Raw genomic sequence first — 22,424 nt, forward strand, 5'->3', positions numbered from 1 at the left:
GGTATGCCCGGATGCGTCATTGTAGCGCCCTGCGTCCTAAATCGTGCCTGAATGAGCAGGACTTTATCCAGCCGGATAAAGTCCTTTGACAAACTTAGCGCGGAAGTTCGCTCGAGCCCATCAGAAACTCATCGACAGAGCGCGCGCATTGACGGCCTTCGCGAATCGCCCACACGACGAGGGACTGACCGCGACGCATATCTCCGGCGGCAAAAACCTTGTCGACATTGCTTTTATAGTCATCTGTATTGGCCCGTGCGTTTCCGCGAGGATCTTGATCAATGCCAAAGGCTGTCAGCACATTATTGACCGGGGCAACAAAACCCATCGCCAACAACACTAGGTCGGCTTGAATGTCGAACTCAGAGCCCTTGACCTCTTGCATGCGCATTTGACCCGTGGTTTCGTCTTTGATCCATTCGACCCGCGCGGCGACGAGTTTTTCAAGCTTGCCGTTTTTACCTGCGAGCGATTTGCTAGTGATGGCCCAGTCGCGCTCAGCGCCCTCTTCGTGTGAAGAGGAGGTGCGCAGCTTAGCGGGCCAATAGGGCCAGGTCATCGCTTTGTTTTCGTTTTCAGGCGGACGGGGCATCAGCTCAATTTGGGTGACGGATTTGGCGCCGTGGCGGTTGCTAGTGCCCACACAGTCCGAACCAGTATCACCACCACCGATGACCACGACATGCTTGCCTTTTGCCAGGACTTGAGTGCTCAGTTTGTCGCCAGCAACCACTTTGTTTTGGGGACGTAAAAAGTCCATGGCATACATCACGCCATCAAGCTCACGGCCAGGGATAGGCAAATCACGTGGCGTCTCACATCCGCCTGTCAGCACGATCGCATCAAATTCTTTTTTGAGTGCATCGGGTGTTTTGACTGTGAGGCCTTTTTCAGGCGCATCGCCAGCTTGACCCACGTAATGCGAGGCCTTGAAGGTCACGCCTTCAGCTTCCATTTGTGCAATGCGCTGATCAATGAGCTGCTTTTCTAGTTTGAAGTCAGGAATGCCATAGCGCAACAGGCCGCCGATTCGGTCGTTCTTTTCGAAAACGGTCACGTCGTGTCCGACGCGCGCCAATTGTTGAGCACAGGCAAGACCTGCGGGTCCCGAACCGATCACTGCGACTTTTTTACCTGTTTTCTGTGCGGGAATTTGTGGGGTGACCCAGCCTTGTTCCCAGCCCTTATCGATGATGGCGTGCTCAATTGATTTGATACCAACGGCATCGTCGTTGATGTTGAGGGTGCAGGCGGCTTCGCAAGGCGCGGGACAAATTCGACCTGTGAACTCAGGAAAGTTGTTGGTCGAATGCAAAACATCCAAGGCACCACGCCAGTTTTGGCGGTAGACCAAATCATTCCAATCGGGAATGATGTTATTGACAGGGCAGCCGCTATTACAAAAAGGAATGCCGCAGTCCATGCAACGCGCAGCTTGTTTTCCGGCTTGCTCGTCACTCAGATGCAACACAAATTCTTTCCAATGCTTGAGTCGGTTCGCGGGCGGCTCGGAAGCCTCTTGTAAGCGTTTGACTTCGAGAAATCCAGTAATTTTTCCCATGATGATTCCTTAAGCTGCTTTGGGCTGAGGGTTGGCGGCGCGCCACATTTCGCCGAGGGCGCGCTTGTAGTCGACAGGCATGACTTTGATGAATTTCCCGCGGGCACCGTCCCAGTTGCTGACGAGATCGCGCGCACGGAAACTGCCGGTATAGCGAAAATGATTTTCTACCAGGCGTTTCAAAATCATCTCGTCGGTCTCGCGCTGGCCGCCGCGAGTCATGCTGTGCCAAATATCAATGCCCTGCTCCTTCGATTGCGCGGCGGTGGAAAGCACGGGCTCAAGCGCAACCATTGACATATTGCAACGCTCGGCGAAAGTGCCCTCAGGATCCCAGAGGTAAGCGACTCCACCAGACATTCCTGCAGCAAAGTTACGACCGGTCTCGCCCAGTACGACAACAGTGCCGCCAGTCATGTATTCACAACCATGGTCTCCGGTGCCCTCGACGACTGCGGCAGCGCCTGAGTTGCGAACAGCGAAGCGTTCTCCGCCAACGCCGTTAAAGTAGGCCTCGCCCCCGGTCGCGCCATATAAAACGGTATTGCCGACAATAATATGATCTGGACCAAAGCCTCTAAAGTCATTAGGTGAACGAACAATAATGCGACCACCCGATAGGCCCTTGCCGACGTAGTCGTTGCCTTCGCCAACAAGGTCTAGCGTGATACCGCGTGCCAAGAAGGCACCAAAGCTTTGGCCGGCAGTGCCGTTGCACTGAATGTGAATCGTATCGTCGGGCAAGCCTTCATCGCCATAACGCGTAGCAACTCGGCCAGACAGCATGGCGCCAATCGTACGGTTGCGGTTACGAACCGGCACAATAAAGGAGACTTTTTCACCGCGCTCAAGCGCCGGCAGGCTGCGCTCAATGAGCTGATGATCGAGCGCGACATCGAGGCCGTGATCTTGGCCTTCGGTGTGTCTGCGCGGGCTGTCCGTCGTGGGTTGATAAAACACGCGTGCGAAATCCAAACCATTGGCTTTCCAATGTTCGATGCCCGAACGGGTGTCGAGCAAGTCAGCGCGACCAACTAACTCGTCAAAGCTGCTGATGCCAAGCTGAGCCATAATTTCACGCACTTCTTCGGCAACAAAGAAGAAGTAGTTCACAACGTGTTCCGGTTTGCCTTGGAATTTTTGGCGCAAAACGGGGTCTTGCGTCGCAACGCCCACTGGGCAGGTATTGAGGTGGCATTTACGCATCATGATGCAACCCTCAACAACTAGAGGCGCAGTTGCAAAGCCAAATTCATCCGCACCAAGCAGTGCACCAATGACGACGTCGCGACCTGTTTTCATTTGACCATCGGCTTGCACGCGAATGCGGCTGCGCAATTGGTTGAGCATCAGGGTTTGTTGTGTCTCGGCAAGGCCGAGCTCCCAAGGGGTGCCCGCGTGCTTGATCGATGATACGGGTGACGCGCCTGTTCCACCATCATGGCCGGAGATCGTGACATGATCGGCTTTGGCTTTTGCAACACCGGCAGCAACAGTACCTACGCCAACCTCTGATACAAGTTTGACAGAAATCGAGGCGCGAGCATTGACGTTTTTGAGATCATGAATGAGTTGTGCCAAATCCTCGATCGAATAAATGTCATGGTGAGGCGGGGGCGAGATCAGGCCTACACCCGGAACCGAACAGCGGAGTTTGGCAATGTACTCGGAGACCTTGTGACCCGGTAGCTGACCGCCTTCGCCGGGCTTGGCACCCTGTGCCATTTTGATTTGGATCTGGTCTGCACTGGAGAGGTATTCGGCACTGACACCGAAGCGACCTGAAGCGACCTGCTTAATCTTAGAGCGCATGGAGTCGCCCTCTTGCAAGTGAACATTGGCAGCAATACGATCCGCACCGAGTTCGCTTGCCAGCGTTGCACCTGCTTTGATCCCGCTCTTGCCAGTGCGAAGCTCGTTGCGATAGCGTAATTCGTCTTCGCCACCTTCGCCGGTATTCGATTTGCCACCAATACGATTCATGGCAACAGCCAACACGGAATGTGCCTCTGTCGAGATCGAACCAAGAGACATCGCGCCAGTCGCAAAGCGCTTGACGATTTCTTTTGCGGGTTCAACTTGCTCAAGAGGAATGGCGCGTGCTGGATCAACCTTGAACTCGAAGAGGCCACGCAAGGTCATATGACGTCGACTCTGGTCATTGATGAGTTGTGCGTACTCTTTGTAGGTACGGTAGTTGTTGTCGCGGGTCGCGTGTTGTAGTTTGGCGATAGAGTCAGGCGTCCACATATGTTCTTCGCCGCGCACGCGGAAGGCATACTCGCCGCCTGTTTCAAGCGCATTAGCCAAGACGGGGTCGTTACTAAAGGCCGCGCGATGCGTACGAAGAGCTTCTTCGGCGACTTCGAAAATACCGATGCCTTCGATTGTGCTGGTTGTGCCTGAAAAATATTTATTCACAAGGACTGTGCGCAAGCCAACGGCTTCGAAAATCTGCGCACCACAGTAAGACATGTAGGTAGAAATGCCCATTTTGGACATCACTTTGTTCAAGCCCTTGCCGATAGCTTTGACGTAATTTTTGATGGCTTTCTCGGCGTCCTTGCTGATGGCAGCAATGCTTTCGATGGCGAGAAACGGGTGTATGGCTTCGGCACCATAGCCGCCAAGCAGAGCGAAGTGGTGAACCTCGCGAGCAGAACCTGTTTCAACGACGAGACCCGTATTGGTGCGAAGGCCTTCTCTGATTAAGTGCTGATGGATCGCCGAGGTTGCGAGCAATGCCGGAATAGCGACATGATAGCTATCGACATTTCGGTCAGTCAAAATCAGCACGGTATAGCCGCTTTTAACGGCATCGACCGCCCGCGCACAAAGTGCCGCGAGACGTGCTTCGATGCCATCCGGACCCCAAGCGGCGGGATAGCTGATGTTGAGTTCGAAGCTGCGGAATTTGTTACCCGTCAACTCGGAGATGCCGCGAATCCTAGCCATCTCTTTGTCGTCGAGAACGGGCTGATTGACTTCGAGGCGAAGCGGCGGGTTGACGTTGTTGATATCTAATAGGTTTGGCTTGGGTCCGATGAAAGAGACCAGCGACATGACCATTTGTTCGCGGATTGGATCAATCGGCGGATTGGTCACCTGCGCAAAGAGTTGGCGAAAATAGTTGTAAAAAGGTTTGGCGCGGCTTGACAAGACAGCGAGTGGTGCATCGTTGCCCATCGAGCCGATGGCTTCTTCGCCTGTTTCAGCCATCACTTCAAGAATAAATTTGAAGTCTTCTTGCGTCCAGCCAAAGGCTTGCTGGCGATCAAGCAAGCTTGTCGTCATGGCAGGTAAGTGTTGAGTCGCAGGCGAGGGCAAGGACTCGAGCTTGACGCGCAGACGATCGATCCACTGGCGGTAGGGGCGAGAGTTGGCGAGTTGAGACTTGATTTCAGCGTCGTCGATGATGCGGCCTTGCTCAAGGTCAATCAAGAACATCTTTCCTGGTTGCAAGCGCCACTTTTTGACGATTTTGTTTTCAGGAATGGGCAGGGTGCCGGCTTCGGACGCCATGATGACCATGTCATCATCGGTAATGAGATAGCGTGCGGGGCGAAGGCCGTTACGATCCAAGGTCGCACCAATTTGGCGACCGTCGGTAAAGGCCACTGCGGCAGGGCCGTCCCATGGCTCCATCATTGCTGCGTGGTACTCGTAGAACGCACGGCGGCTTGGATCCATGTGGGTGTGCTGCTCCCACGCCTCGGGAATCATCATCATCATGGCGTGGGCGAGGGAATAACCCGAATTCACCAACAGTTCCAGACAGTTGTCGAAGGTGGCCGTGTCAGATTGACCTTCGTAAACGATGGGATAAAGTTTTTTGAGATCGTCACCCAACACGGCGGATTGCATCATGCCTTCGCGGGCGCGGAGCCAGTTGAAGTTACCTTTTACAGTGTTGATTTCGCCATTGTGGGCGATCATGCGGTATGGGTGGGCGAGTGGCCAAGCAGGAAACGTATTTGTGGAAAAGCGTTGGTGCACGAGGGCAACCGCGGAAACAGTGAGGGGATCTGCTAAATCACGGTAGTAACACCCCACTTGGTCTGCTAAGAGCAGGCCTTTGTAGACGATCGTGCGTACCGAGGCGGAAGGCACGAAATACTCTTTGCCATGCGCTAAGCCCATGGCTTGAATGGCATGGCTAGCGGTCTTGCGAATCACATAGAGCTTGCGTTCTAGCGCATCTGGAACCATGACGTCAGCGCCGCGGCCGATAAAGAGCTGGCGAATAACGGGCTCGCAGGCTCGAACAGCCGGCGACATGGGCATTTCCGCATCGACCGGGACGTCGCGCCAGCCGAGGACAACCTGGCCTTCGGCCCGCACAGAGCGTTCGAGCTCTTGTTCACAGGCAAGACGGGAAGCGATTTCTTTGGGTAAAAACACCATCGCAACGCCGTATTCGCCTGGCGCGGGAAGCATAATCCCTTGTTTGGCCAAATCTTGACGATAGAAAGCATCGGGAATCTGAATCAGAATTCCTGCACCATCTCCCATGAGCTTGTCGGCGCCAACGGCACCGCGGTGATCGAGATTTTCAAGGATTTTGAGGCCTTGCTCAATAATGGCGTGACTTTTTTGTCCCTTGATATGTGCAACAAAGCCAACACCACAAGCGTCATGCTCGTGTGCTGGATTATAGAGCCCCTGGGCTTTTGGGAGGCCTACCGTCGGCCTAGAGGAGGCCTTAGTGGCAGTTGAAGGATGAAAACTAAGAGGGAAAGTCGACATATCGTGCTCCAGGGACTGGTCTGCGATGTTGCAGCGCAAGAGCAAAACAATACCCGCGAATATCGTCCTGTGCAAGAGAATAAATTAGGGTGCGTCCCCATTTATTAAGGAACAAAAAGTATCTCAAAAATAAATGGGGACGGATCAACTCTTTTTTGGTCGGCCTCGGTTGCCGGGGTTCACGCGCCGCGTGGCGATTTTTTGTAATTCAGCGATAAAGGACTCGTCCCCAAGCGCCCATTGTCCGTTCAAGCAAAAGGAAATGCGTTTGTCCGCGACGGGAGGTAAACCTTCGAAAAGGCGCAACCGGTAATTGGCTTGCCGGTCAAAAGGCGTGTTGCCACATAGCCAGTAATCAGGATGGGGCTGTAACCACGATATTGCTTGTGAGACAGTGCCCGTATGGACGCGAGCAGAAGACCAAGGCCATGATTCCGCATCTTCAACCAGGTTTTCGCGAACAGGCTGTCGCTCAAGCCAAATGAGAGCGGGCAGGACCCACAAGCCTGGTTGGGGAATGGTCGCGTGATAGCGACCTGAAAACACGCCGCCGAGTTTGAGTTGTGCAGCGAGCTTGCGACCGAGGGCCTGAACCAGGGAAGGCAAACTTTTATCGTCGGTGGGTGTTGCGAGAAGGTACAGGACGCGAGGCGTGATTGACCAACCATGAATCGAAGCATTGCAAAGGGGGGCCGCCTCAGCCAACCAGGCCGTCATGTTTTTGTAGCGCTGATCAAGGAGAGTCTGATCGAGTTGTTGCGCAGAATCAGAAAACTGGATCGAAACCAGCTGGGCGTAACCCGCAGCATAAAGACGGGGCTGTCGGGCCATGGTGAGAAAAAGCCCGAAACTAGGGCTTTTTTAACCTATAAAAAAGATTAGGCTCGCTCACGATATACAGATTGCCGGCATCATCCGTAGCGATACCCTCTGGTCGTGGCATTGGTTTTGCGCCTTTTGGGGAAAGCGAAAGCATGCCTCTTCCCTCACCGGAGTCTCCATCAAGCTGGACGATCATTTGCGATTCTTCGCTTAGCAAAAAAACACGTCCGTTGGTCGGGTCGGCTTCGACAGAGGAAAGGTCTGTCGCAAAAGGAACCTCGTCTAGCCAGAAGCTAATGTTTTCGATGCGCAAGCCGCGTGAGTCGGGCGCCTGCAAGTAATTGAGTCCACTGACGCGATAAAGGGTACGCGGGCTGTGTTCTTTGGAAATATAAAGACGATCGCGCTTGAGATCGTAGCCTAAACCATTAAAACCTTGATTGGCATCCTCGCCCTCGCCAAAGCGCAAAAGTAGAGAAAAAGCGCGAGTAACATCGAGGGATTGTGGCGACGAAGGAATCTCGGTCAACACGACACGGTTGCGCTTGCCGTTGACCAGTGCCACGCGGTTACCGCCCATCCAGGCAATGCCATTGATGTCAGACATCCCTTTGACGGGGTAGGTCGCTAAAAGTTGACCGTCAGTAGAGAGCGCGACGATGGCCGTAGGTCGATTGACCACACCCCAAAGCCGCTTTTGTAAAGGGTCGTAGGTCAGTCCCGCAAACTTGCCCTCTAGTCCTTGAACAGGGCGGGGTTGGTCAGGCGGCGCGAAACCCGTGAGGGTGTTTCCACCTTGAGCTGTAATTTTCTTTTCCCACTCGGCTTGCTTGGCTGCCAAACCGGAAATCCAACGATAAGCCACTTGCTCAGCGTGGTAATAGCGCACGCCGATATAAGTCGCCCAGCCCACAGCGATGATCAGTAGGCAGGCAAGCAATATTTTGGAAAGAAACTTGACTAAGTCGGACATACCCGAATCCAGGGACAAACAAAACCGCCTCAGACTAAAAAAGGGCGTCTGAAATACGCTCTCAGATTAACACTCTGAAGGGTATTAAGGAACTTTCGTTGCCGAAATCCGTCATATTGGCACTCAGGGCGTTCGAGTGCTAAAATTAAGCATTGGATGACGCCTCAAAAAGGAGTCTTTCTTCATGACAAATACGGCAGCTTTAACCTTGCAACCTAGTCAACTCGCAATGGCCATTTCGAACCCAGGCTCGCTTGGAACGATTGAGGCCTATATTTCAACAGTCAATCGCCTGCCTGTGCTGACGCCGGAGCAGGAGAGTGGTCTTGCCCGAAGGCTTCGTGACGATCAGGACATCGCTGCTGCGCGTGAGCTTGTGCTCTCCCATTTACGCTTGGTGGTGTCCGTCGCTCGGCAGTATCTGGGCTACGGCTTGCCGCACGCGGATCTGATCCAAGAAGGCAACGTAGGCCTGATGAAGGCCGTCAAGCGCTTCGACCCGGAACGTGGTGTCAGGCTCGTTTCCTTCGCCGTGCATTGGATCAAGGCAGAAATTCACGAATATATCGTGCGCAACTGGCGGATGGTCAAGGTCGCCACCACGAAGGCGCAACGAAAGTTATTTTTTAATTTGCGCAGTATGCGTCCTGATGGGCAGACACTGGATTCCAAACAGGTCGATGAGATCGCGGCGCATTTAAATGTGCGTACTGAAGACGTGCGCGAAATGGAGGTTCGCCTCTCAGGTCGCGAAATGTCACTTGAAAATCAAGACGACGATGAAGATGCGTACGCACCGATTGCGTATTTGTCCGATGAGGGTCATGACGATCCGACACAGGTGCTTGCGCGCAGGGACGAAGACCTGATGCGCGGAGCCGGATTGGATCGCGCCTTGGAGGCGCTGGATCCTCGATCGCGTCGCATTGTTCAGGCGCGCTGGTTACAGGACGATAGTGGCGCTACGCTGCACGAGTTGGCAGAGGAGTTTGGCGTTTCGGCCGAGCGCATTCGTCAAATCGAAGTAGCAGCCATGAAAAAAATGCGTTTGGCCTTGACGAACTAAAGTCAAAAACCGGCAACATCACTTACCATAGGGTTCTGTTGGCAGGCCATGCCTGCCAAGCATTCGGAATCAATGGGTATGGACATCAACTCCTTTGTGTTCGGACTCACGGGCCTTTTGGCGCTCGTGTGTTTCATGCCGCCACTTGCCGGGCGCGTCAAGCTCCCATATTCGGTTTTTCTAGCGATCGCAGGCTGTTTGTTGGGTTATGTGTCCCATGAACACCAATGGGCGCCGCCCCTACTGGGCGAGTTTCTGAAGATTCTGAGTGCTTTTGAAATATCGTCAGAAACATTTCTGGTTGTATTTTTACCGATCTTGCTCTTTGAAGCAGCACTCGCGATGAATGTGCGCAGATTGCTGGATGACTTAGGGCCCATTTTAATGATGGCTGTGGTGGCAGTACTCATCAGCACGGTATTGGTTGGTGTGGTTTTATCCAGCATCTCCGGATTTAGCCTGGTGGTTTGTTTGTTACTGGGTTCGATTGTCGCCATGACAGACCCTGCCGCAGTGATCGGGATTTTCAAAGAGGTTGGTGCGCCTGCGAGACTCAACACGCTGGTCGAAGGCGAAAGTTTGTTGAACGATGCAGCGGCCATCGCGTTGTACGCAGCGCTGATGGGTGTCTTGTCTCATACAGCAGAGCTGAGCTTTGGCGCACTCTCACAAAACTTCTTTTATCTCTTTATTGGCGGGGGTCTGACGGGATTCGTGCTGGCGCGACTAGCCTGTTTATCGTTCCCTCTGTTGCGGGGCTGGCCCGCCGCAGAGATTTCTTTGACGATCTCTGTCGCCTATTTATCCTATTTTGTTTCTGAACATTATTTTCATGTTTCTGGTGTCGTTGCGACAGTGGTGGCAGGCTTGGTGGTGGGTTCGACCGGCCGCACGAGAATGGCACCAACCACGTTCGTGACCCTCTCACAGTCTTGGCATCAGTTCGGCTTTTGGGCGAATTCGCTGATCTTTTTGTTTGCGGCGATGCTAATCCCCAAGGTCATGCAGAATGCGACATGGATACATTTTTTTTATGTTTTCCTCGTGTTTGGCGCGACACTTTTGGCGCGCGCGATCGTTGTGTTTGGTCTTGTGCCCATCCTCTCTTTTTCAGGCATCGGTGCGCGCATTGGCACGAGATTTAGAGTGGTGCTGTGGTGGGGCGGACTGCGCGGCGCATTGTCTCTCGCGCTTGCGCTGGCCGTCACCGAACGTACAAGCTTACCAGCGGAGGCGCGAGAATTTATCGCGATTACGGTCACAGGCTTTGTGTTGGCAACCCTCTTTATTAACGGGTTGACCTTACAGCCTTTGATTAAGATGTTGGGCCTGAATTTACTGACCAAAAAAGAGCGCGCATTAAGGAATCAAGCTGTCATGGTCGCGACAGCGATGATTCAACAAGAGACCGATGAAATTGCCCGAGCCGAGCATGTCTCTGGCGCAGCGCGTGATCATGTTTATACGGCCTTTAACAAAAACATCGAAGAAGGCAGTGAGCTGCATATCGAGCATTTTTCGATTAAAGAACGTGTTGATCTTGGTCTCACGATTCTGGCAAGACAAGAGTACGAACGGTATTTTGATGTGCTGAAGCATCAGATTATTGATCGCAACATGGCGGAGCGATTACTGGGTCGAGCAGAGCGTCTAGAGGAGTCCGTTCGCTTAAGGGGCGTGCGGGGGTTTGAATTGAGTACCGCACGATCAATGCGTTATCCCCGCCGCTTTCGGCAGGCGATGCGTATTTATGAAATATTTGGTGTGCAACGCTGGTTGGCGTACGAATTAAGTCAGCGTTTTGTCGCCTTGATGTGCATGCGCTCCATTTCCCAACAGCTGTTGGACTTTATTGCAAAAAAACTGCCTGAAATTCTAGGTCCAGAGGCCTGTGAAAAAATCACTGCGTTGCATACTCAGCGCCTGTCCATGATTTGTGAAGCACTGCATGCGTTGGAGCTTCAGTACCCAACTTATTCGCTGTGGATGCAAGAGCACTATTTGGGGCGCATCGCGCGCCGCCTTGAGCGCGAGCGTTATGGCGAGATGTTTGACCAATCGCTTATTAGCGGCGAGGTCTTTGAAAGTCTGTCGCAACAAGTGACAAAGCGCTGGGCGTTTCTTGATAAAGATGCGTCTCTTGATATAGAAATGGGCTCGGCGGAGCTTGTTGCGCGTGTGCCTTTGTTGATGGGTTTATCCGAGGAGGCGCAGCGCGCAGTCAGCCGTATGCTAAAGCCTCGCCTGTTTTTACCTGATCAGCTGATTTGGGGAAAAAAAGCCCCTCCTTTTGGTCTGTATATCGTCGCCTCCGGCGCCGTAACGATTTTATTGCCGGATGGTACGCACGTTGAGTTGGGTTCGGGAGAGTTTTTCGGGGAAATGTACCTACTGGATCATGACGTGCCAGAAGATTTTGAGGTGCGCTCATTAGGCTACACCAAGGTGCTATGTTTGCCTGCGAGAGACTTTGATGAGTTGCTCAGGCAGGACCCTGCCATTAAGGCCGCGATTGAGTTGGTGGCCAAGCAGCGCATGCGCGCACTCGAAGTTTGGCGCGCCCATCACACGACTAGTCCGCCGACCGACGCCATAGATCCTCAGTAATCACAATCGATGCCTCAAGGGTAAAAGCGTCTTCTTTTAGCATTTGAGAGAGAGTCTCTATCTCGAGGAGTTGGATTTCCATCACCTCGCCGTCGCGGTTTTTTGGGGTGACATGATCGGCCAGAACACATTCGCAGGTGAGTACGGCCTCGGTTTGAAAACCTTCGGGCAGTTGACGCCGCATATGTGCGATGGTTCTTAGGGGCGTGCGCGCCACAATGTCGGGCGCATCTAGACCGGCTTCTTCGTCAGACTCGCGGACGAGCGCGAAGTCGGGGTCCTCGAGATTGCCGACAAGTCCGCCAACAAGCGTATCCCACATCCCAGGGTCTGTGGCCTTGGTCAGAGACCTTCGGGCAACCCAGAGCCGGTTGTCTGTAGACCAACCGCTGAGGTGCACCGCGCGGGTTGTGAGCCCGAGTGGACGCATTACGCCACGCTCAATAGCACCGACCCGGTTACCGGGGGTGTTGTCCTGTTCGTTTACCAGAGACCAGACGTCCAGCAACTCGTTGCGCCAGCCGGGTGTGCAGCCTGCGGTTTTTAGGGCAAAGGCGATTTCGGCAAGACAGTCGTCAAGCGGGGCACCCGGCGGTAGTTTTTCCCCAAAATAGGCTGCAGTTGCAGTGAGTCTCACGGATTTAACGTTCGAGAGAGCCTGTGCCGCACCCGGAAAAAGCCAGCCACAGCGTTGGCCCCCGATCACTAAGAGGAGAGAGCCCGCGATGGGCTCTTGGGTAGCGCGCTCTATAAAAACATTCAAAAGAGTTTTGAGGCTATTTCGGTTGGGGAAAAAGGCTGACTTTTGCATGTTGAGCATATGCCTGATGATGAAAAGGGATTGTAGTGCAGCATTCAAGTCGAGCCTGCGCTACAATCAAAAATGTTTCTTTGCGATACGTGCTAATCCTTGGCGGTAAATATTGTCCATAGTTAGCCATACAATAATTCTGCGCAAGGTGGTCTTACATATTAGGCACTGCCTAGTACCGTTTTAATCCACCTACGTGCGTTGTGTTTTAGAGGTCAGCATGAAGAAGTTGAGAGGGTTACTGGGTGCCTGTGCCATGTTTTTCTTTGGCAGTGCAAGTGCGCAGGTACAAGACATGCCCGGCGGACCGCGCGTCAATCAGCTCAATCTCCCCGAGGGAGTGAGCCAGATCGCGCGTGATGTGGTTTGGCTGCACTGGTTTATGTTGATTGTCTGTTTGGTGATCTTCGTTGCAGTATTCGGCGTCATGTTTTACTCGATCTGGGCGCACCGTAAATCCCGCGGCTTCAAGCCCGCGACATTTCATGAACACATGGGCATTGAAGTTGCCTGGACAGTCGTGCCTTTCATTATTGTGATCGCCATGGCTTTGCCTGCGACCCGAACCGTTGTGGAGATGAAGGACACGAGTGGTGCGGACTTGACCGTGAAGGTCACGGGCTACCAGTGGAAGTGGGGCTATGAGTACATCGACGGTCCTGCTGCGGGGGTTAAGATCCTCTCTAATCTGGCCACGCCTCGTGCGCAGATTGAAAACAAAGAGCCTAAAGGCCCCTTTTACCTGATGGAAGTGGATAACCCGCTTGTGGTGCCTGTCGGTAAAAAGATTCGTGTGGCTGTAACGGCCGCAGACGTGATCCACTCCTGGATGGTGCCGGATCTGGCTGTCAAACAGGATGCGATTCCCGGCTTTGTGCGCAACACCTGGTTCCGTGCCGATAAAGTTGGTGAATACCGTGGTCAGTGTACCGAGCTGTGCGGGAAAGACCATGCTTTCATGCCAATCGTCGTGAAGGTTGTTTCCGAGGAAGATTACGCAAAATGGTCGGCTGAGCAGAAAAAACTGTTGCTTGCCGCAGCGGATGATCCTAAAAAAGAGTGGACGGCACCTGAGCTGATTTCGCGTGGCGAAAAGGTCTATGCCTCTAACTGCGTGGCTTGTCACCAAGGTAGCGGTAAAGGTGTCGTGGGCGCTTTCCCAGCCTTGGATGCAAGCGTGGTCGTCATGGGCCCCAAGGCCGCCAACATCGACATTTTGTTGAAAGGCAAGCCTGGTACGGCGATGGCCTCTTTTGCACAACTTAGTGATGTTGAAATTGCAGCAGTGATTACGTACACACGTGCTTCTTGGACGAATGCAGGCAAGGGTAAAGACCCTGTTGTTTCGCCTGCCAATGTCAAGGCGGCACGCTAGGTTGCATGTTGTGGGTAGTACTGGTTCAGTCTAAGAGATCAATTCGTATAGATCGCTGCTCTCTCCTATAAAGAGAGGGTGGCTTAAGCAGGATAGGAGTTCGCCATGAGTAGCATTCCAGCAGATCAGATTGGTGGCCACGGCCACGGTCATGACCACGATCATGCGCACGACCATGACCATCATCATGGTCCTTCGTTGCATGGGTGGCGTCGTTGGTTGTTCGCGACCAACCACAAAGACATCGGGACGATGTATTTGATTTTTTCTTTCGTCATGCTGCTTGAGGGCGGTACGTTAGCGCTGCTTCTGCGCACGGAGCTTTTCGAACCTGGCCTGCAGTTCTTCCGTCCGGAGCTTTTTAACCAGTTCACGACGATGCATGGCCTGATTATGGTGTTCGGCGCGATCATGCCGGCTTTTGTAGGCTTTGCCAACTGGATGGTGCCTCTGCAAATTGGCGCCTCCGACATGGCGTTCGCACGCATGAACAACTTTAGTTTCTGGTTGTTGCCGGTTGCGGCGACTCTCTTGACGGCTTCCTTCTTTGTGCCTGGCGGGGCAACGGCTGCGGGATGGACGCTATACGCGCCACTGACTGCCCAGATGGGGCCAGGCATGGATCTCGCAATTTTTGCGATCCACCTCATGGGTGCTTCATCGATCATGGGCGCAATCAACATTGTCGTCACGATTCTGAACATGCGCGCGCCTGGCATGACATTGATGAAGATGCCTTTGTTTTGCTGGACATGGTTGATTACCGCGTACCTGCTGATCGCCGTGATGCCTGTTTTGGCGGCTGCGATCACCATGGTGCTGACTGATCGTCATTTCGGCACGGGTTTCTTTAATGCGGCAGTGGGTGGTGATCCAGTGCTGTACCAGCACATTTTCTGGTTCTTCGGTCACCCCGAGGTGTACATCATGATTCTGCCGGCCTTCGGCATTGTCTCTGCCATTATTCCTGCTTTTGCTCGCAAGCAACTGTTTGGCTATGCCTCAATGGTGTATGCCACAGCTTCGATCGCCATCTTGTCGTTCATCGTTTGGGCGCACCACATGTTTGCCACGGGCATGCCTGTGACGGCGCAGTTGTACTTCATGTATGCCACGATGTTGATTTCGATCCCAACGGGTGTCAAAGTATTTAACTGGGTGGCCACGATGTGGCGCGGTTCCATGACGTTCGAAACGCCCATGTTGTTTGCGATTGGCTTTATCTTTGTGTTTACGATTGGTGGCTTTACGGGTTTGATCTTGTCTATGGCGCCGATCGATATTCAGGTGCATGACACGTATTACGTGGTGGCCCACTTCCATTATGTGTTGGTGGCAGGATCCTTGTTCGCCTTATTTGCGGGCACGTATTACTGGTTACCTAAATGGTCGGGCTACATGTATGACGAGCGCCTGGGTAAGTGGCATTTCTGGATGAGCATGATTTCGTTCAACATCACCTTCTTCCCGATGCACTTTATGGGTCTCGCAGGGATGCCGCGTCGCTATGCGGATTATGCTGCGCAGTTCACAGACTTCCACCAGATTGCTACCCTTGGCGCATTTTGGTTCGGCTTTTCACAGCTGCTGTTCCTCTACATCATCTTGAAAGCCTATGCGGGTAAGGGTGAGCGCGCACCGGCCAAGCCATGGGAAGGCGCTGAGGGACTCGAGTGGACGGTTCCTTCACCTGCTCCGTTCCATACGTTTGAGACCCCACCACAGGTCAAATAGGATTTTTGATGACCCCAGAACAACGTCGCAAGAATAAGCGGGCCGGACTCATTTTTCTGGTGCTTGTGCTTGTGATGTTTGGATGGACCATTGGCAGACAGTTTTATACGCATTACTTTTCCTGAATCAGGTGAGGCGGTAGACACGTGAGTCAGGATCTAAAAGAGTTATCACAGCGCAAGCTGAACTTTCTACAGACGCTCAAGGCCATTTCATGGGCGATGTTCGGAGTCAGAAAAGGCAAGGGGTATGAAGAAGATATCGCCAAGCTCAACCCAGTACATCTCATTGTGGCTGGATTGTTGTTTGGAGTGATATTTGTGGTGAGTCTTGTGTTGATTGTCCAATTGGCCGTCGCAAGTCTCAGCTAGAAAAATTTGATTATTTGTAGTCTGGAGAACAATATGAGTGCATCCCACTCTGCTCACGTTAAAGAGGCACCTTATTATTACGTGCCAGCTGATTCGTCTCACCCTGTTAGCGCCAGCATTTCTTTGCTGGTCGTTATGTTGGGCGCTTCGGCTTGGGTCAATGGTGTAGAAGCTGGCAAATGGGCTGTTTTTGCTGGTTTGCTTAGTCTGTTCGTGGTGCTCTACAAATGGTTTGGCGATGCAATCAGAGAGTCTGAAGCTGGCTTAAATAGCAAGCGCATCGATGCCTCTTATCGCTGGAGCATGAGCTGGTTTATTTTCTCTGAAGTCATGTTCTTTGCGGCATTTTTTGGCGCGCTTTGGTATACGCGTGTTGTCACGATGCCATGGCTTGGGGACTTGGATCATAAGCAATTATTGTGGCCAGAGTTTAATGCAGTCTGGCCAAATCTCGGACCTGCTGGCGTGGTTGAGGCGTTCGAAACCATGGGCCCTTTCTGGTTGCCGACGATCAATACGGCGTTGTTGTTATCCTCAGGTGTCACGCTGACGATTTCTCACCACGCTTTGCGTGAAAATCATCGTGGCAAGTCAATGTTTTGGTTGTTTGCAACCATCGTACTTGGCTTTGTCTTTGTGGGTTGTCAAGCTTTTGAGTACATTCACGCTTACTCCGACTTGAATTTGCGCTTTGATTCAGGTGCTTACGGCTCACTGTTTTACATGCTAACGGGCTTTCATGGATTTCACGTGTTGCTCGGCGCCACCATGTTGACTGTGATTCTGCTCCGCATGCTCAAGGGACACTTTACGGCTGATAGCCATTTTGGGTTTGAAGGTGCGGCATGGTACTGGCACTTTGTTGACGTTGTCTGGCTTGGACTGTACATCTTCGTGTATTGGTTCTAAGGCATTCCTTTCGCGGCATGAAAGATGTCGCTTAGTAAAAAAAGGGCCAGCATGAAGCTGGCCCGATTTTTTTAATGAAGGGTCTTAGCGTTTGAAGCCTGTTGTTTCAATCCAGCCCATCCAATGGGAAAATAACAGGAAAAGAAAAAGTGCAACGGAAAGTCCAATGCGGACGGTCAAGGCATTGACGGTTTTATTTGATGTTCCTTTGTCGCGCATGAGATAGAACAGCGCAGAGCCTAAGCTGCCTAAAATGCCAACAAATGCCAGAATCACTAAATAACGCATGACAGCCCTCATTGAAAGTCGAGATTATCGCAGACATGAAGCATGCTACCTCTAATAGACTGACCTGGTTGGCCTTAATACTTCTAGGGGTAGTGGCCGTGGTCTGTGTCATGCTGGGCCGATGGCAGCTTGAGCGTGCGGAGCAACGCCGAGAGGTGGCCGCTACTCTCGAGGCGGGCAGGCGTGCGCCTCCCGTTAGCTTAGTGCCTGAAATCGCCGATTCTGAATTACGCGCTTGGAGACCCGCTCAAGCAGAAGGTCGCTGGCGCAGCGAATGGAGCGTTTTGCTCGAAAATCGAAATCTTGAGGGCAGGCCTGGCCTATGGCTAGCGATGCCGTTGATGTTGGATAAGGATACGGCAGTCCTTGTGTTGAGAGGATGGTTTGAAAGACCTCTTGCAAATCGCCCAGTCACGAATATCCCAACGACAAACTTGCCCGTTAAAATCGAGGGTGAGCTGGCTGTTCGGGTGCCTAGACTTTTTGAGCTCTGGACGAGTGAAGCAAATGCCGCAGTGAATCTACCGAAAGGGTGGACAGGGACCATTCAGCCGCAATCGAGCGAAGTAGACCCTAAGCTGCTGCCTCGATTGCAAAATCTCGATTTAGCAACATACGCGCAGATAACGGGGATTAAGTTTTTGCCGACGGTACTGATGCAGACCAGAGGCGGGGACTCGGATGGTTTAAAGCGAATTTGGCCAGAGCCTTCGGTTGACGCAGATAAAAACGTGGGCTATGCAATGCAGTGGTTTGGCTTTGCGGGCATTGTGCTCATCGCATTTTTGGTGGTGGTTTGGAGGCGTCTAAGGCGTCAGCAATCACCGTAATCTTGTGCTGATATTCTTGGCCTCCTCAGGATTCGCTGTAAAGTGCTACCTAAATAACCGAAGATGACTGAAAGATGGAATTGCTGTGACTGAATCGTCCACCAACATAAAAACAGGCATCCAACAGGGGGCTGAACAAAAGAAGCTTCGTTCCAAGACGCCTCTCATTATCATCATGCTGATGAGCTTAGCGCCAGTGATTGCAGCTCTTCTTGTTTATTTCAATCCGGAATTGCGGCCAGAAGGGAGCGCGGCTTATGGCGAGCTTGTGCAACCTCAGCGGCCCATGCCGACCGCAAAGGATTTGCCCTTAACGACGCTGGATGGCAAGCCCTTTGATTTAAGTTCTCTTAAGGGTAAGTGGATCATGATGGCTGCCGATGGCGCCGCGTGTCCTGACGCATGTGCGCGAAAGCTCTACATCATAAGAAATACCCATGCGAGTCAAGGCAAGCATGTCGAGCGTCTGGCACGCGTCTGGTTTATCACCGATGACGCACCCGTTCCGGAAAAAGTGCTCGAGGCCTACAAGGGCGCAGTCATGGTTCGCGTGAACCCAGCCGTACTCCAACAATTCTTGTTGGGTGGCACGCCAGGATTGGTCACTCCGGAGCAGGCCCGTCAAGGCCTCTCGACACCGATATGGGTGATCGATCCCTTGGGTAATTTGATGTTGCAATACCCTGCTGTAGCGGATCCAGAAATGTTCCGTAAGGATATTCGTAAGCTCATCCAGAACTCGAGGATTGGGTAAATGAAGCAGGTCGCAGTACCCAGAAGCCGATATCGAAAGCTCGTTTTTTTGACATGGTTTTTGACACTGGACCTCATCATGTTTGGCGCGTTTGTGCGCTTGACTGACTCAGGTCTAGGATGTCCAGACTGGCCCGGCTGTTATGGCAGTGTGACGCCGATTGGTGCGATTGAGTCCATCAGGCAGGCGGTGCAAGTCATGCCTGACGGTCCCGTGACCTTGCCGAAGGCGTGGATTGAAATGATCCATCGCTATGTGGGTGCGTTGCTGGGTTTTCTGATTATTATGATTTCTTGGATGGCTTGGCGTCACCGAGAAAAATTTGAATACTCTCCAAAGCTGGCTATTTTTACCTTGGCTGCGGTGTGTTTGCAGGGTGCGTTCGGTGCATGGACTGTGACGATGAAGCTCATGCCCCTGATTGTGACAGTGCACCTCTTGGGAGGCATGGCGCTCTTGGCGCTGATGACCTGGCTGGCAGCGCGTGAGCGTCCGTACCCAGCCGTCAAGCCAATATCGCTGCGCTATAAGCGCTGGGTTGCTTTGGGTCTTGCGTTATTGTTCGTGCAGATTGCCCTTGGTGGTTGGGTGAGTACTAACTACGCAGCATTAGCTTGTATGGACTTCCCTAAATGTAATGGCAGCTGGTATCCGCCCATGGATCTAGAGAGTGGATTTTCCCTTGTACGTGGCTTGGGAGAAATGCCCGGTGGTGAAATGATTTCGCAAACGGCACTGACGGGCATTCATTGGGTACACCGTAACTTTGCTTTTGTGATTTTTGCGTTTATGGGTCTGTTGAGCTGGAGGCTCATGTCGGATCCCGGCCTCAGGGGTCCAGCACACCTTGTTTTGGCTTTGCTGGTCGCGCAGTTGTTTACCGGACTGACAACGATTTTCTTCCAATGGCCCTTGTTGATTGCTGTTTTACATAACGGTGGTGCGGCAGGGTTGGTCTTGGCGACAGTGACACTGCTGTTTCGCCTTGGTCATACCGCCAGGGCCTCTTCGGCACATCAGGTTTAGTTGAGGACGCAAGCGATTGGGGTCCACTGATGCCCGCCGCTCAGGCGAGCTTGCCATTACAATGGTGTACGTTTTAATTAAATAGTCATCATGTCTAGTTTGACTGCTACATCCCCGAGTCTTTTACGACAGTATCTCGTGCTGACGAAACCGCGCGTGACGCAGCTTGCTGTGTTTTGCGCTGTGATCGGCATGTTTCTGGCTACACCCACATTGCCTGATATGCAAAAGGTCATCGCCGGCACCCTTGGTATCTGGTTGTTGGCGGCTGCAGCTTTTGCAGTCAATTGTCTGATTGAGCAGCGGGTTGATGCACGTATGTTGCGCACCGCTCGCCGCGCGACGGCGACGGGGTCGATTTCGTCTGCGCAGGTAATACTTTTTTCGGGTGCACTAGGCGGGATCGGGATGTTTGTGCTGTATCGCTGGGTCAATCCACTTACGATGTGGCTGACCTTTGCGACGTTTGTCGGGTATGCCGTCATTTACACCGTCATTCTCAAGCCGCGTACGCCGCAGAACATTGTGATCGGTGGTTTGTCGGGCGCAATGCCTCCCGCGCTAGGCTGGGCGGCCGTCGCGGATGCTGTACCTGCCGAAGCCTGGTTGCTCGTGTTGATTATTTTTATCTGGACGCCTCCGCACTTTTGGGCGCTCGCGTTATACAGGACGCGCGATTACGAAAACTCCGGTCTACCCATGTTGCCCGTGACGCATGGTCAGCAGTTTACGCGACTGCATATTTTGCTCTATAGCATTGCATTGATGGCGACGACGGCTTTGCCTTTTGTTATCGGGATGAGCGGCTGGCTTTATTTTTTATGTGCCATGGTGCTCGGCGCAGTGTTTGTTTGGTATGCATGGAAACTCTATCGTCAATATAGCGATGAGCTGTCGCGTAAGCTCTTTCGGTTTTCGATTTTGTATCTTTCCCTGTTGTTTGCTGCCTTGCTGGTCGATCATTGGCTCATCGTGGTTGCGCGCTAAATGAGAGCCACTCTATTTGCCTTGTGCTTGTGGTTGCTCACGGCGTGCAGTGATGGCGCTGGGGTCAAATTTAAAGGCAGCGATATCGCAGGAACCAAACTTGGTCAGAACTGGACGTTGGTCGGCATGGATGGTAAGACCTACACGCCCACCAATTTCCAAGGCAAAGTCACCTTGGTGTTTTTTGGTTTTGCGCAGTGTCCTGACGTTTGTCCAACGGCTTTGGCTGAGCTGACCCAGGTGATGAAGCTGTTGGGCGATCGTGCCTCACAGGTTCAGGTATTGATGATTTCTGTGGATCCCGAGCGGGATACGACGGATGTCTTGCGCGCCTACATCTCCGGTTTTGACCCACGATTTCTTGGGTTAACAGGATCCCCCGAACAGATCAAGGCTGCAGCGGGGTCATTTAAAGCCTATTACGCTAAATCCGCTGGCCCCAAAGGGTCTTACTCGATGGATCACAGCTCGTCGTTTTACTTGCTGGATAAAAAAGGTGACGCGCGCGTTATGTTAAGCAGCACGGTCGGCGCAGCGGCGGTGGCGCATGACATCGAGCTGCTCTTGCGCTAAGTCTTTTTTGACTGTTCAGAGAGGGATGCTTGCCAGCCGAGCAGTGCGGTTTGGGCTTTTTCAGAGAGCTGCGAGACCTCGAGTTGAGACCGTCTCTCGATAATCATCAAGGCGTAGGGCGTCGCGAGGCTCGAAGCCTCTTGGCATAGCCGCAGCTCTTCACCTACAGAAGGACTGCGTTGTCGCCAAAAGTTGATGGCGGCTTCTATTTCGGGGAGGGAGATGAAACGTTGCATCCTTGTATTGTCCCAGAATATCGATTGGACTTCTAAAAAAAACCTAAAATTAATACGACTGCGCCGAGTCCGCCCGATGTGTCAGGATGCGAGTAATATGTCAGGGTTCTCCCTCGTAATGGGCTCCTGATGACAACGAATCCAAACAATCCTTTTGTGCTGCCTGGTCTGGGTCAGACTGGGGAGATGGGGTCTAATCCGTTGTTCGCCAGTCTTGAAATGATGCGTCAGACTTTTAGCGCATTGTCAGGGACGAATGGATTGGCTAAAGGGCTTGCGATGCAAGCGACACTTGATCCAGCCGAGCTTGAAAAGAAAATTAATGAACTCAAGTCCGTTGAGAGTTGGCTCAAGCTGAACTTATCGATGTTGAGCAGCACGATCCAAGGAATGGAAGTCCAACTCGCAACCATCACGACCTTGCAGCAGTTTATGTCTGCCAATCGCGACAACGCTCAGTCGAGCTGGCAGCATGTCCCGTCCACGGCGCCAGCGCAGACCTCCACACCAGAGCCTCAGATTCCACCCGCAGCAAAATTAAAGACACCTGACGTTTCGAATACCGAGGGTGCGCAAGCGTGGTGGAATATGCTGACGCAACAGTTTGGTCAGCTAGCTGCGGCTACGACAGCAAGTATGCCTGCCGCGCTAGGGGCCAAAACGGCGGCTCGCCCACGCAGCAATACAAAAAAAACTGTGACCCGTTCTCCAGCAAAGAAATAAAGAACCCATTTTGATATTTCGATTCATTGATA

Annotated in this window: 20 protein-coding genes; 13 read left to right on the forward strand and 7 right to left on the reverse strand. The window is 52.7% G+C overall.

Features of this window, described 5'->3' with window-relative positions:
* Positions 1-94: 94 nt before the first annotated feature.
* The 4 genes from AC8GE9_RS12465 to AC8GE9_RS12480 all read right to left on the reverse strand — a co-directional run bounded on the left by AC8GE9_RS12465 (position 95) and on the right by AC8GE9_RS12480 (position 8,102).
* Positions 95-1,561 carry a glutamate synthase subunit beta gene (locus AC8GE9_RS12465; RefSeq protein WP_506677466.1) on the reverse strand — a complete coding sequence of 489 codons (1,467 nt, stop codon included), beginning with the start codon at positions 1,559-1,561 and terminating at the stop codon, positions 95-97.
* A 9-nt stretch (positions 1,562-1,570) separates the two neighbouring features.
* Positions 1,571-6,307, reverse strand: coding sequence for a glutamate synthase-related protein (locus AC8GE9_RS12470; protein WP_506677467.1), 4,737 nt, complete (start codon positions 6,305-6,307; stop codon positions 1,571-1,573).
* A 144-nt stretch (positions 6,308-6,451) separates the two neighbouring features.
* Entirely contained in the window at positions 6,452-7,138 is a 687-nt protein-coding gene (locus AC8GE9_RS12475; protein WP_506677468.1) for a transposase, read from the reverse strand.
* A gap of 19 nt (positions 7,139-7,157) precedes the next feature.
* Positions 7,158-8,102, reverse strand: coding sequence for an SdiA-regulated domain-containing protein (locus AC8GE9_RS12480; RefSeq protein WP_506677469.1), 945 nt, complete (start codon positions 8,100-8,102; stop codon positions 7,158-7,160).
* Between the two features lie 184 nt (positions 8,103-8,286).
* Between AC8GE9_RS12480 and rpoH the strand changes: the two genes are divergently transcribed.
* Together rpoH and AC8GE9_RS12490 are read left to right on the forward strand one after the other, a co-directional pair.
* Positions 8,287-9,168: an RNA polymerase sigma factor RpoH gene (gene rpoH, locus AC8GE9_RS12485; protein WP_506677470.1), complete on the forward strand. Its 882-nt coding sequence runs from the start codon at positions 8,287-8,289 to the stop codon at positions 9,166-9,168.
* 78 nt (positions 9,169-9,246) lie between these two features.
* Positions 9,247-11,775, forward strand: a complete 2,529-nt coding sequence (locus tag AC8GE9_RS12490; protein WP_506677471.1) for a cation:proton antiporter — start codon at positions 9,247-9,249, stop codon at positions 11,773-11,775.
* Here the strand turns inward: AC8GE9_RS12490 and AC8GE9_RS12495 are convergent.
* A complete protein-coding gene (locus tag AC8GE9_RS12495) occupies positions 11,741-12,586 on the reverse strand; it encodes an NUDIX hydrolase (protein ID WP_506677472.1) in 846 nt (281 codons plus the stop codon). The genes AC8GE9_RS12490 and AC8GE9_RS12495 overlap by 35 nt on opposite strands.
* 220 nt (positions 12,587-12,806) lie before the next feature.
* Between AC8GE9_RS12495 and coxB the strand changes: the two genes are divergently transcribed.
* The 5 genes from coxB to AC8GE9_RS12520 all read left to right on the forward strand — a co-directional run bounded on the left by coxB (position 12,807) and on the right by AC8GE9_RS12520 (position 16,975).
* Entirely contained in the window at positions 12,807-13,961 is a 1,155-nt protein-coding gene (coxB, locus tag AC8GE9_RS12500) for a cytochrome c oxidase subunit II (protein ID WP_506677473.1), read from the forward strand.
* 105 nt (positions 13,962-14,066) lie between these two features.
* A complete protein-coding gene (ctaD, locus tag AC8GE9_RS12505; protein WP_506677474.1) occupies positions 14,067-15,695 on the forward strand; it encodes a cytochrome c oxidase subunit I in 1,629 nt (542 codons plus the stop codon).
* An 8-nt stretch (positions 15,696-15,703) separates the two neighbouring features.
* Positions 15,704-15,820 (forward strand): hypothetical protein, encoded by a 117-nt coding sequence (locus tag AC8GE9_RS12510; protein ID WP_028817143.1) that lies wholly within the window; start codon positions 15,704-15,706, stop codon positions 15,818-15,820.
* A 21-nt stretch (positions 15,821-15,841) separates the two neighbouring features.
* Positions 15,842-16,066, forward strand: coding sequence for a DUF2970 domain-containing protein (locus tag AC8GE9_RS12515; protein WP_506677475.1), 225 nt, complete (start codon positions 15,842-15,844; stop codon positions 16,064-16,066).
* Positions 16,067-16,099: 33 nt separating this feature from the next.
* Complete coding sequence (locus tag AC8GE9_RS12520) at positions 16,100-16,975, forward strand: cytochrome c oxidase subunit 3 (protein ID WP_506677476.1); 876 nt, start codon at positions 16,100-16,102, stop codon at positions 16,973-16,975.
* Between the two features lie 84 nt (positions 16,976-17,059).
* Here AC8GE9_RS12520 and AC8GE9_RS12525 read toward each other — a convergent pair whose 3' ends face one another.
* Positions 17,060-17,263, reverse strand: a complete 204-nt coding sequence (locus AC8GE9_RS12525; RefSeq protein WP_506677477.1) for a twin transmembrane helix small protein — start codon at positions 17,261-17,263, stop codon at positions 17,060-17,062.
* Positions 17,264-17,298: 35 nt separating this feature from the next.
* Here AC8GE9_RS12525 and AC8GE9_RS12530 point away from each other — a divergent pair, with 35 nt between their 5' ends.
* The 5 genes from AC8GE9_RS12530 (at position 17,299) to AC8GE9_RS12550 (ending at position 21,433) form a co-directional block, all read left to right on the forward strand.
* Positions 17,299-18,093 (forward strand): SURF1 family protein, encoded by a 795-nt coding sequence (locus AC8GE9_RS12530; protein ID WP_506677478.1) that lies wholly within the window; start codon positions 17,299-17,301, stop codon positions 18,091-18,093.
* 175 nt (positions 18,094-18,268) lie between these two features.
* Complete coding sequence (locus AC8GE9_RS12535; RefSeq protein ID WP_506677807.1) at positions 18,269-18,847, forward strand: SCO family protein; 579 nt, start codon at positions 18,269-18,271, stop codon at positions 18,845-18,847.
* Positions 18,848-19,873: a COX15/CtaA family protein gene (locus AC8GE9_RS12540; protein ID WP_506677479.1), complete on the forward strand. Its 1,026-nt coding sequence runs from the start codon at positions 18,848-18,850 to the stop codon at positions 19,871-19,873.
* A 90-nt stretch (positions 19,874-19,963) separates the two neighbouring features.
* Positions 19,964-20,860 carry a heme o synthase gene (gene cyoE / locus AC8GE9_RS12545; protein ID WP_506677480.1) on the forward strand — a complete coding sequence of 299 codons (897 nt, stop codon included), beginning with the start codon at positions 19,964-19,966 and terminating at the stop codon, positions 20,858-20,860.
* Positions 20,861-21,433: an SCO family protein gene (locus tag AC8GE9_RS12550; protein ID WP_506677481.1), complete on the forward strand. Its 573-nt coding sequence runs from the start codon at positions 20,861-20,863 to the stop codon at positions 21,431-21,433.
* Here AC8GE9_RS12550 and AC8GE9_RS12555 read toward each other — a convergent pair.
* Positions 21,430-21,669, reverse strand: a complete 240-nt coding sequence (locus AC8GE9_RS12555) for a DUF3717 domain-containing protein (RefSeq protein WP_506677482.1) — start codon at positions 21,667-21,669, stop codon at positions 21,430-21,432. The genes AC8GE9_RS12550 and AC8GE9_RS12555 overlap by 4 nt on opposite strands.
* A gap of 129 nt (positions 21,670-21,798) precedes the next feature.
* Here AC8GE9_RS12555 and AC8GE9_RS12560 point away from each other — a divergent pair, with 129 nt between their 5' ends.
* Positions 21,799-22,392, forward strand: coding sequence for a PhaM family polyhydroxyalkanoate granule multifunctional regulatory protein (locus AC8GE9_RS12560; protein ID WP_506677483.1), 594 nt, complete (start codon positions 21,799-21,801; stop codon positions 22,390-22,392).
* Positions 22,393-22,424 lie beyond the last annotated feature (32 nt).

It is taken from the genome of Zwartia lucis (assembly GCF_965234455.1).
GTDB classification, from domain to species: Bacteria; Pseudomonadota; Gammaproteobacteria; order Burkholderiales; family Burkholderiaceae_B; genus Zwartia; species Zwartia lucis.

Bases quoted from the DNA above. Each gene is read 5' to 3' on its own strand.
- AC8GE9_RS12465 (WP_506677466.1), bottom strand. From the start codon at position 1,561: ATGGGAAAAATTACTGGATTTCTCGAAGTCAAACGCTTACAAGAGGCT.
- AC8GE9_RS12470 (WP_506677467.1), bottom strand. From the start codon at position 6,307: ATGTCGACTTTCCCTCTTAGTTTTCATCCTTCAACTGCCACTAAGGCC.
- AC8GE9_RS12475 (WP_506677468.1), bottom strand. From the start codon at position 7,138: ATGGCCCGACAGCCCCGTCTTTATGCTGCGGGTTACGCCCAGCTGGTT.
- AC8GE9_RS12480 (WP_506677469.1), bottom strand. From the start codon at position 8,102: ATGTCCGACTTAGTCAAGTTTCTTTCCAAAATATTGCTTGCCTGCCTA.
- rpoH (WP_506677470.1), top strand. From the start codon at position 8,287: ATGACAAATACGGCAGCTTTAACCTTGCAACCTAGTCAACTCGCAATG.
- AC8GE9_RS12490 (WP_506677471.1), top strand. From the start codon at position 9,247: ATGGACATCAACTCCTTTGTGTTCGGACTCACGGGCCTTTTGGCGCTC.
- AC8GE9_RS12495 (WP_506677472.1), bottom strand. From the start codon at position 12,586: ATGCAAAAGTCAGCCTTTTTCCCCAACCGAAATAGCCTCAAAACTCTT.
- coxB (WP_506677473.1), top strand. From the start codon at position 12,807: ATGAAGAAGTTGAGAGGGTTACTGGGTGCCTGTGCCATGTTTTTCTTT.
- ctaD (WP_506677474.1), top strand. From the start codon at position 14,067: ATGAGTAGCATTCCAGCAGATCAGATTGGTGGCCACGGCCACGGTCAT.
- AC8GE9_RS12510 (WP_028817143.1), top strand. From the start codon at position 15,704: ATGACCCCAGAACAACGTCGCAAGAATAAGCGGGCCGGACTCATTTTT.
- AC8GE9_RS12520 (WP_506677476.1), top strand. From the start codon at position 16,100: ATGAGTGCATCCCACTCTGCTCACGTTAAAGAGGCACCTTATTATTAC.
- AC8GE9_RS12525 (WP_506677477.1), bottom strand. From the start codon at position 17,263: ATGCGTTATTTAGTGATTCTGGCATTTGTTGGCATTTTAGGCAGCTTA.
- AC8GE9_RS12530 (WP_506677478.1), top strand. From the start codon at position 17,299: ATGAAGCATGCTACCTCTAATAGACTGACCTGGTTGGCCTTAATACTT.
- AC8GE9_RS12535 (WP_506677807.1), top strand. From the start codon at position 18,269: ATGCTGATGAGCTTAGCGCCAGTGATTGCAGCTCTTCTTGTTTATTTC.
- AC8GE9_RS12540 (WP_506677479.1), top strand. From the start codon at position 18,848: ATGAAGCAGGTCGCAGTACCCAGAAGCCGATATCGAAAGCTCGTTTTT.
- cyoE (WP_506677480.1), top strand. From the start codon at position 19,964: ATGTCTAGTTTGACTGCTACATCCCCGAGTCTTTTACGACAGTATCTC.
- AC8GE9_RS12550 (WP_506677481.1), top strand. From the start codon at position 20,861: ATGAGAGCCACTCTATTTGCCTTGTGCTTGTGGTTGCTCACGGCGTGC.
- AC8GE9_RS12555 (WP_506677482.1), bottom strand. From the start codon at position 21,669: ATGCAACGTTTCATCTCCCTCCCCGAAATAGAAGCCGCCATCAACTTT.
- AC8GE9_RS12560 (WP_506677483.1), top strand. From the start codon at position 21,799: ATGACAACGAATCCAAACAATCCTTTTGTGCTGCCTGGTCTGGGTCAG.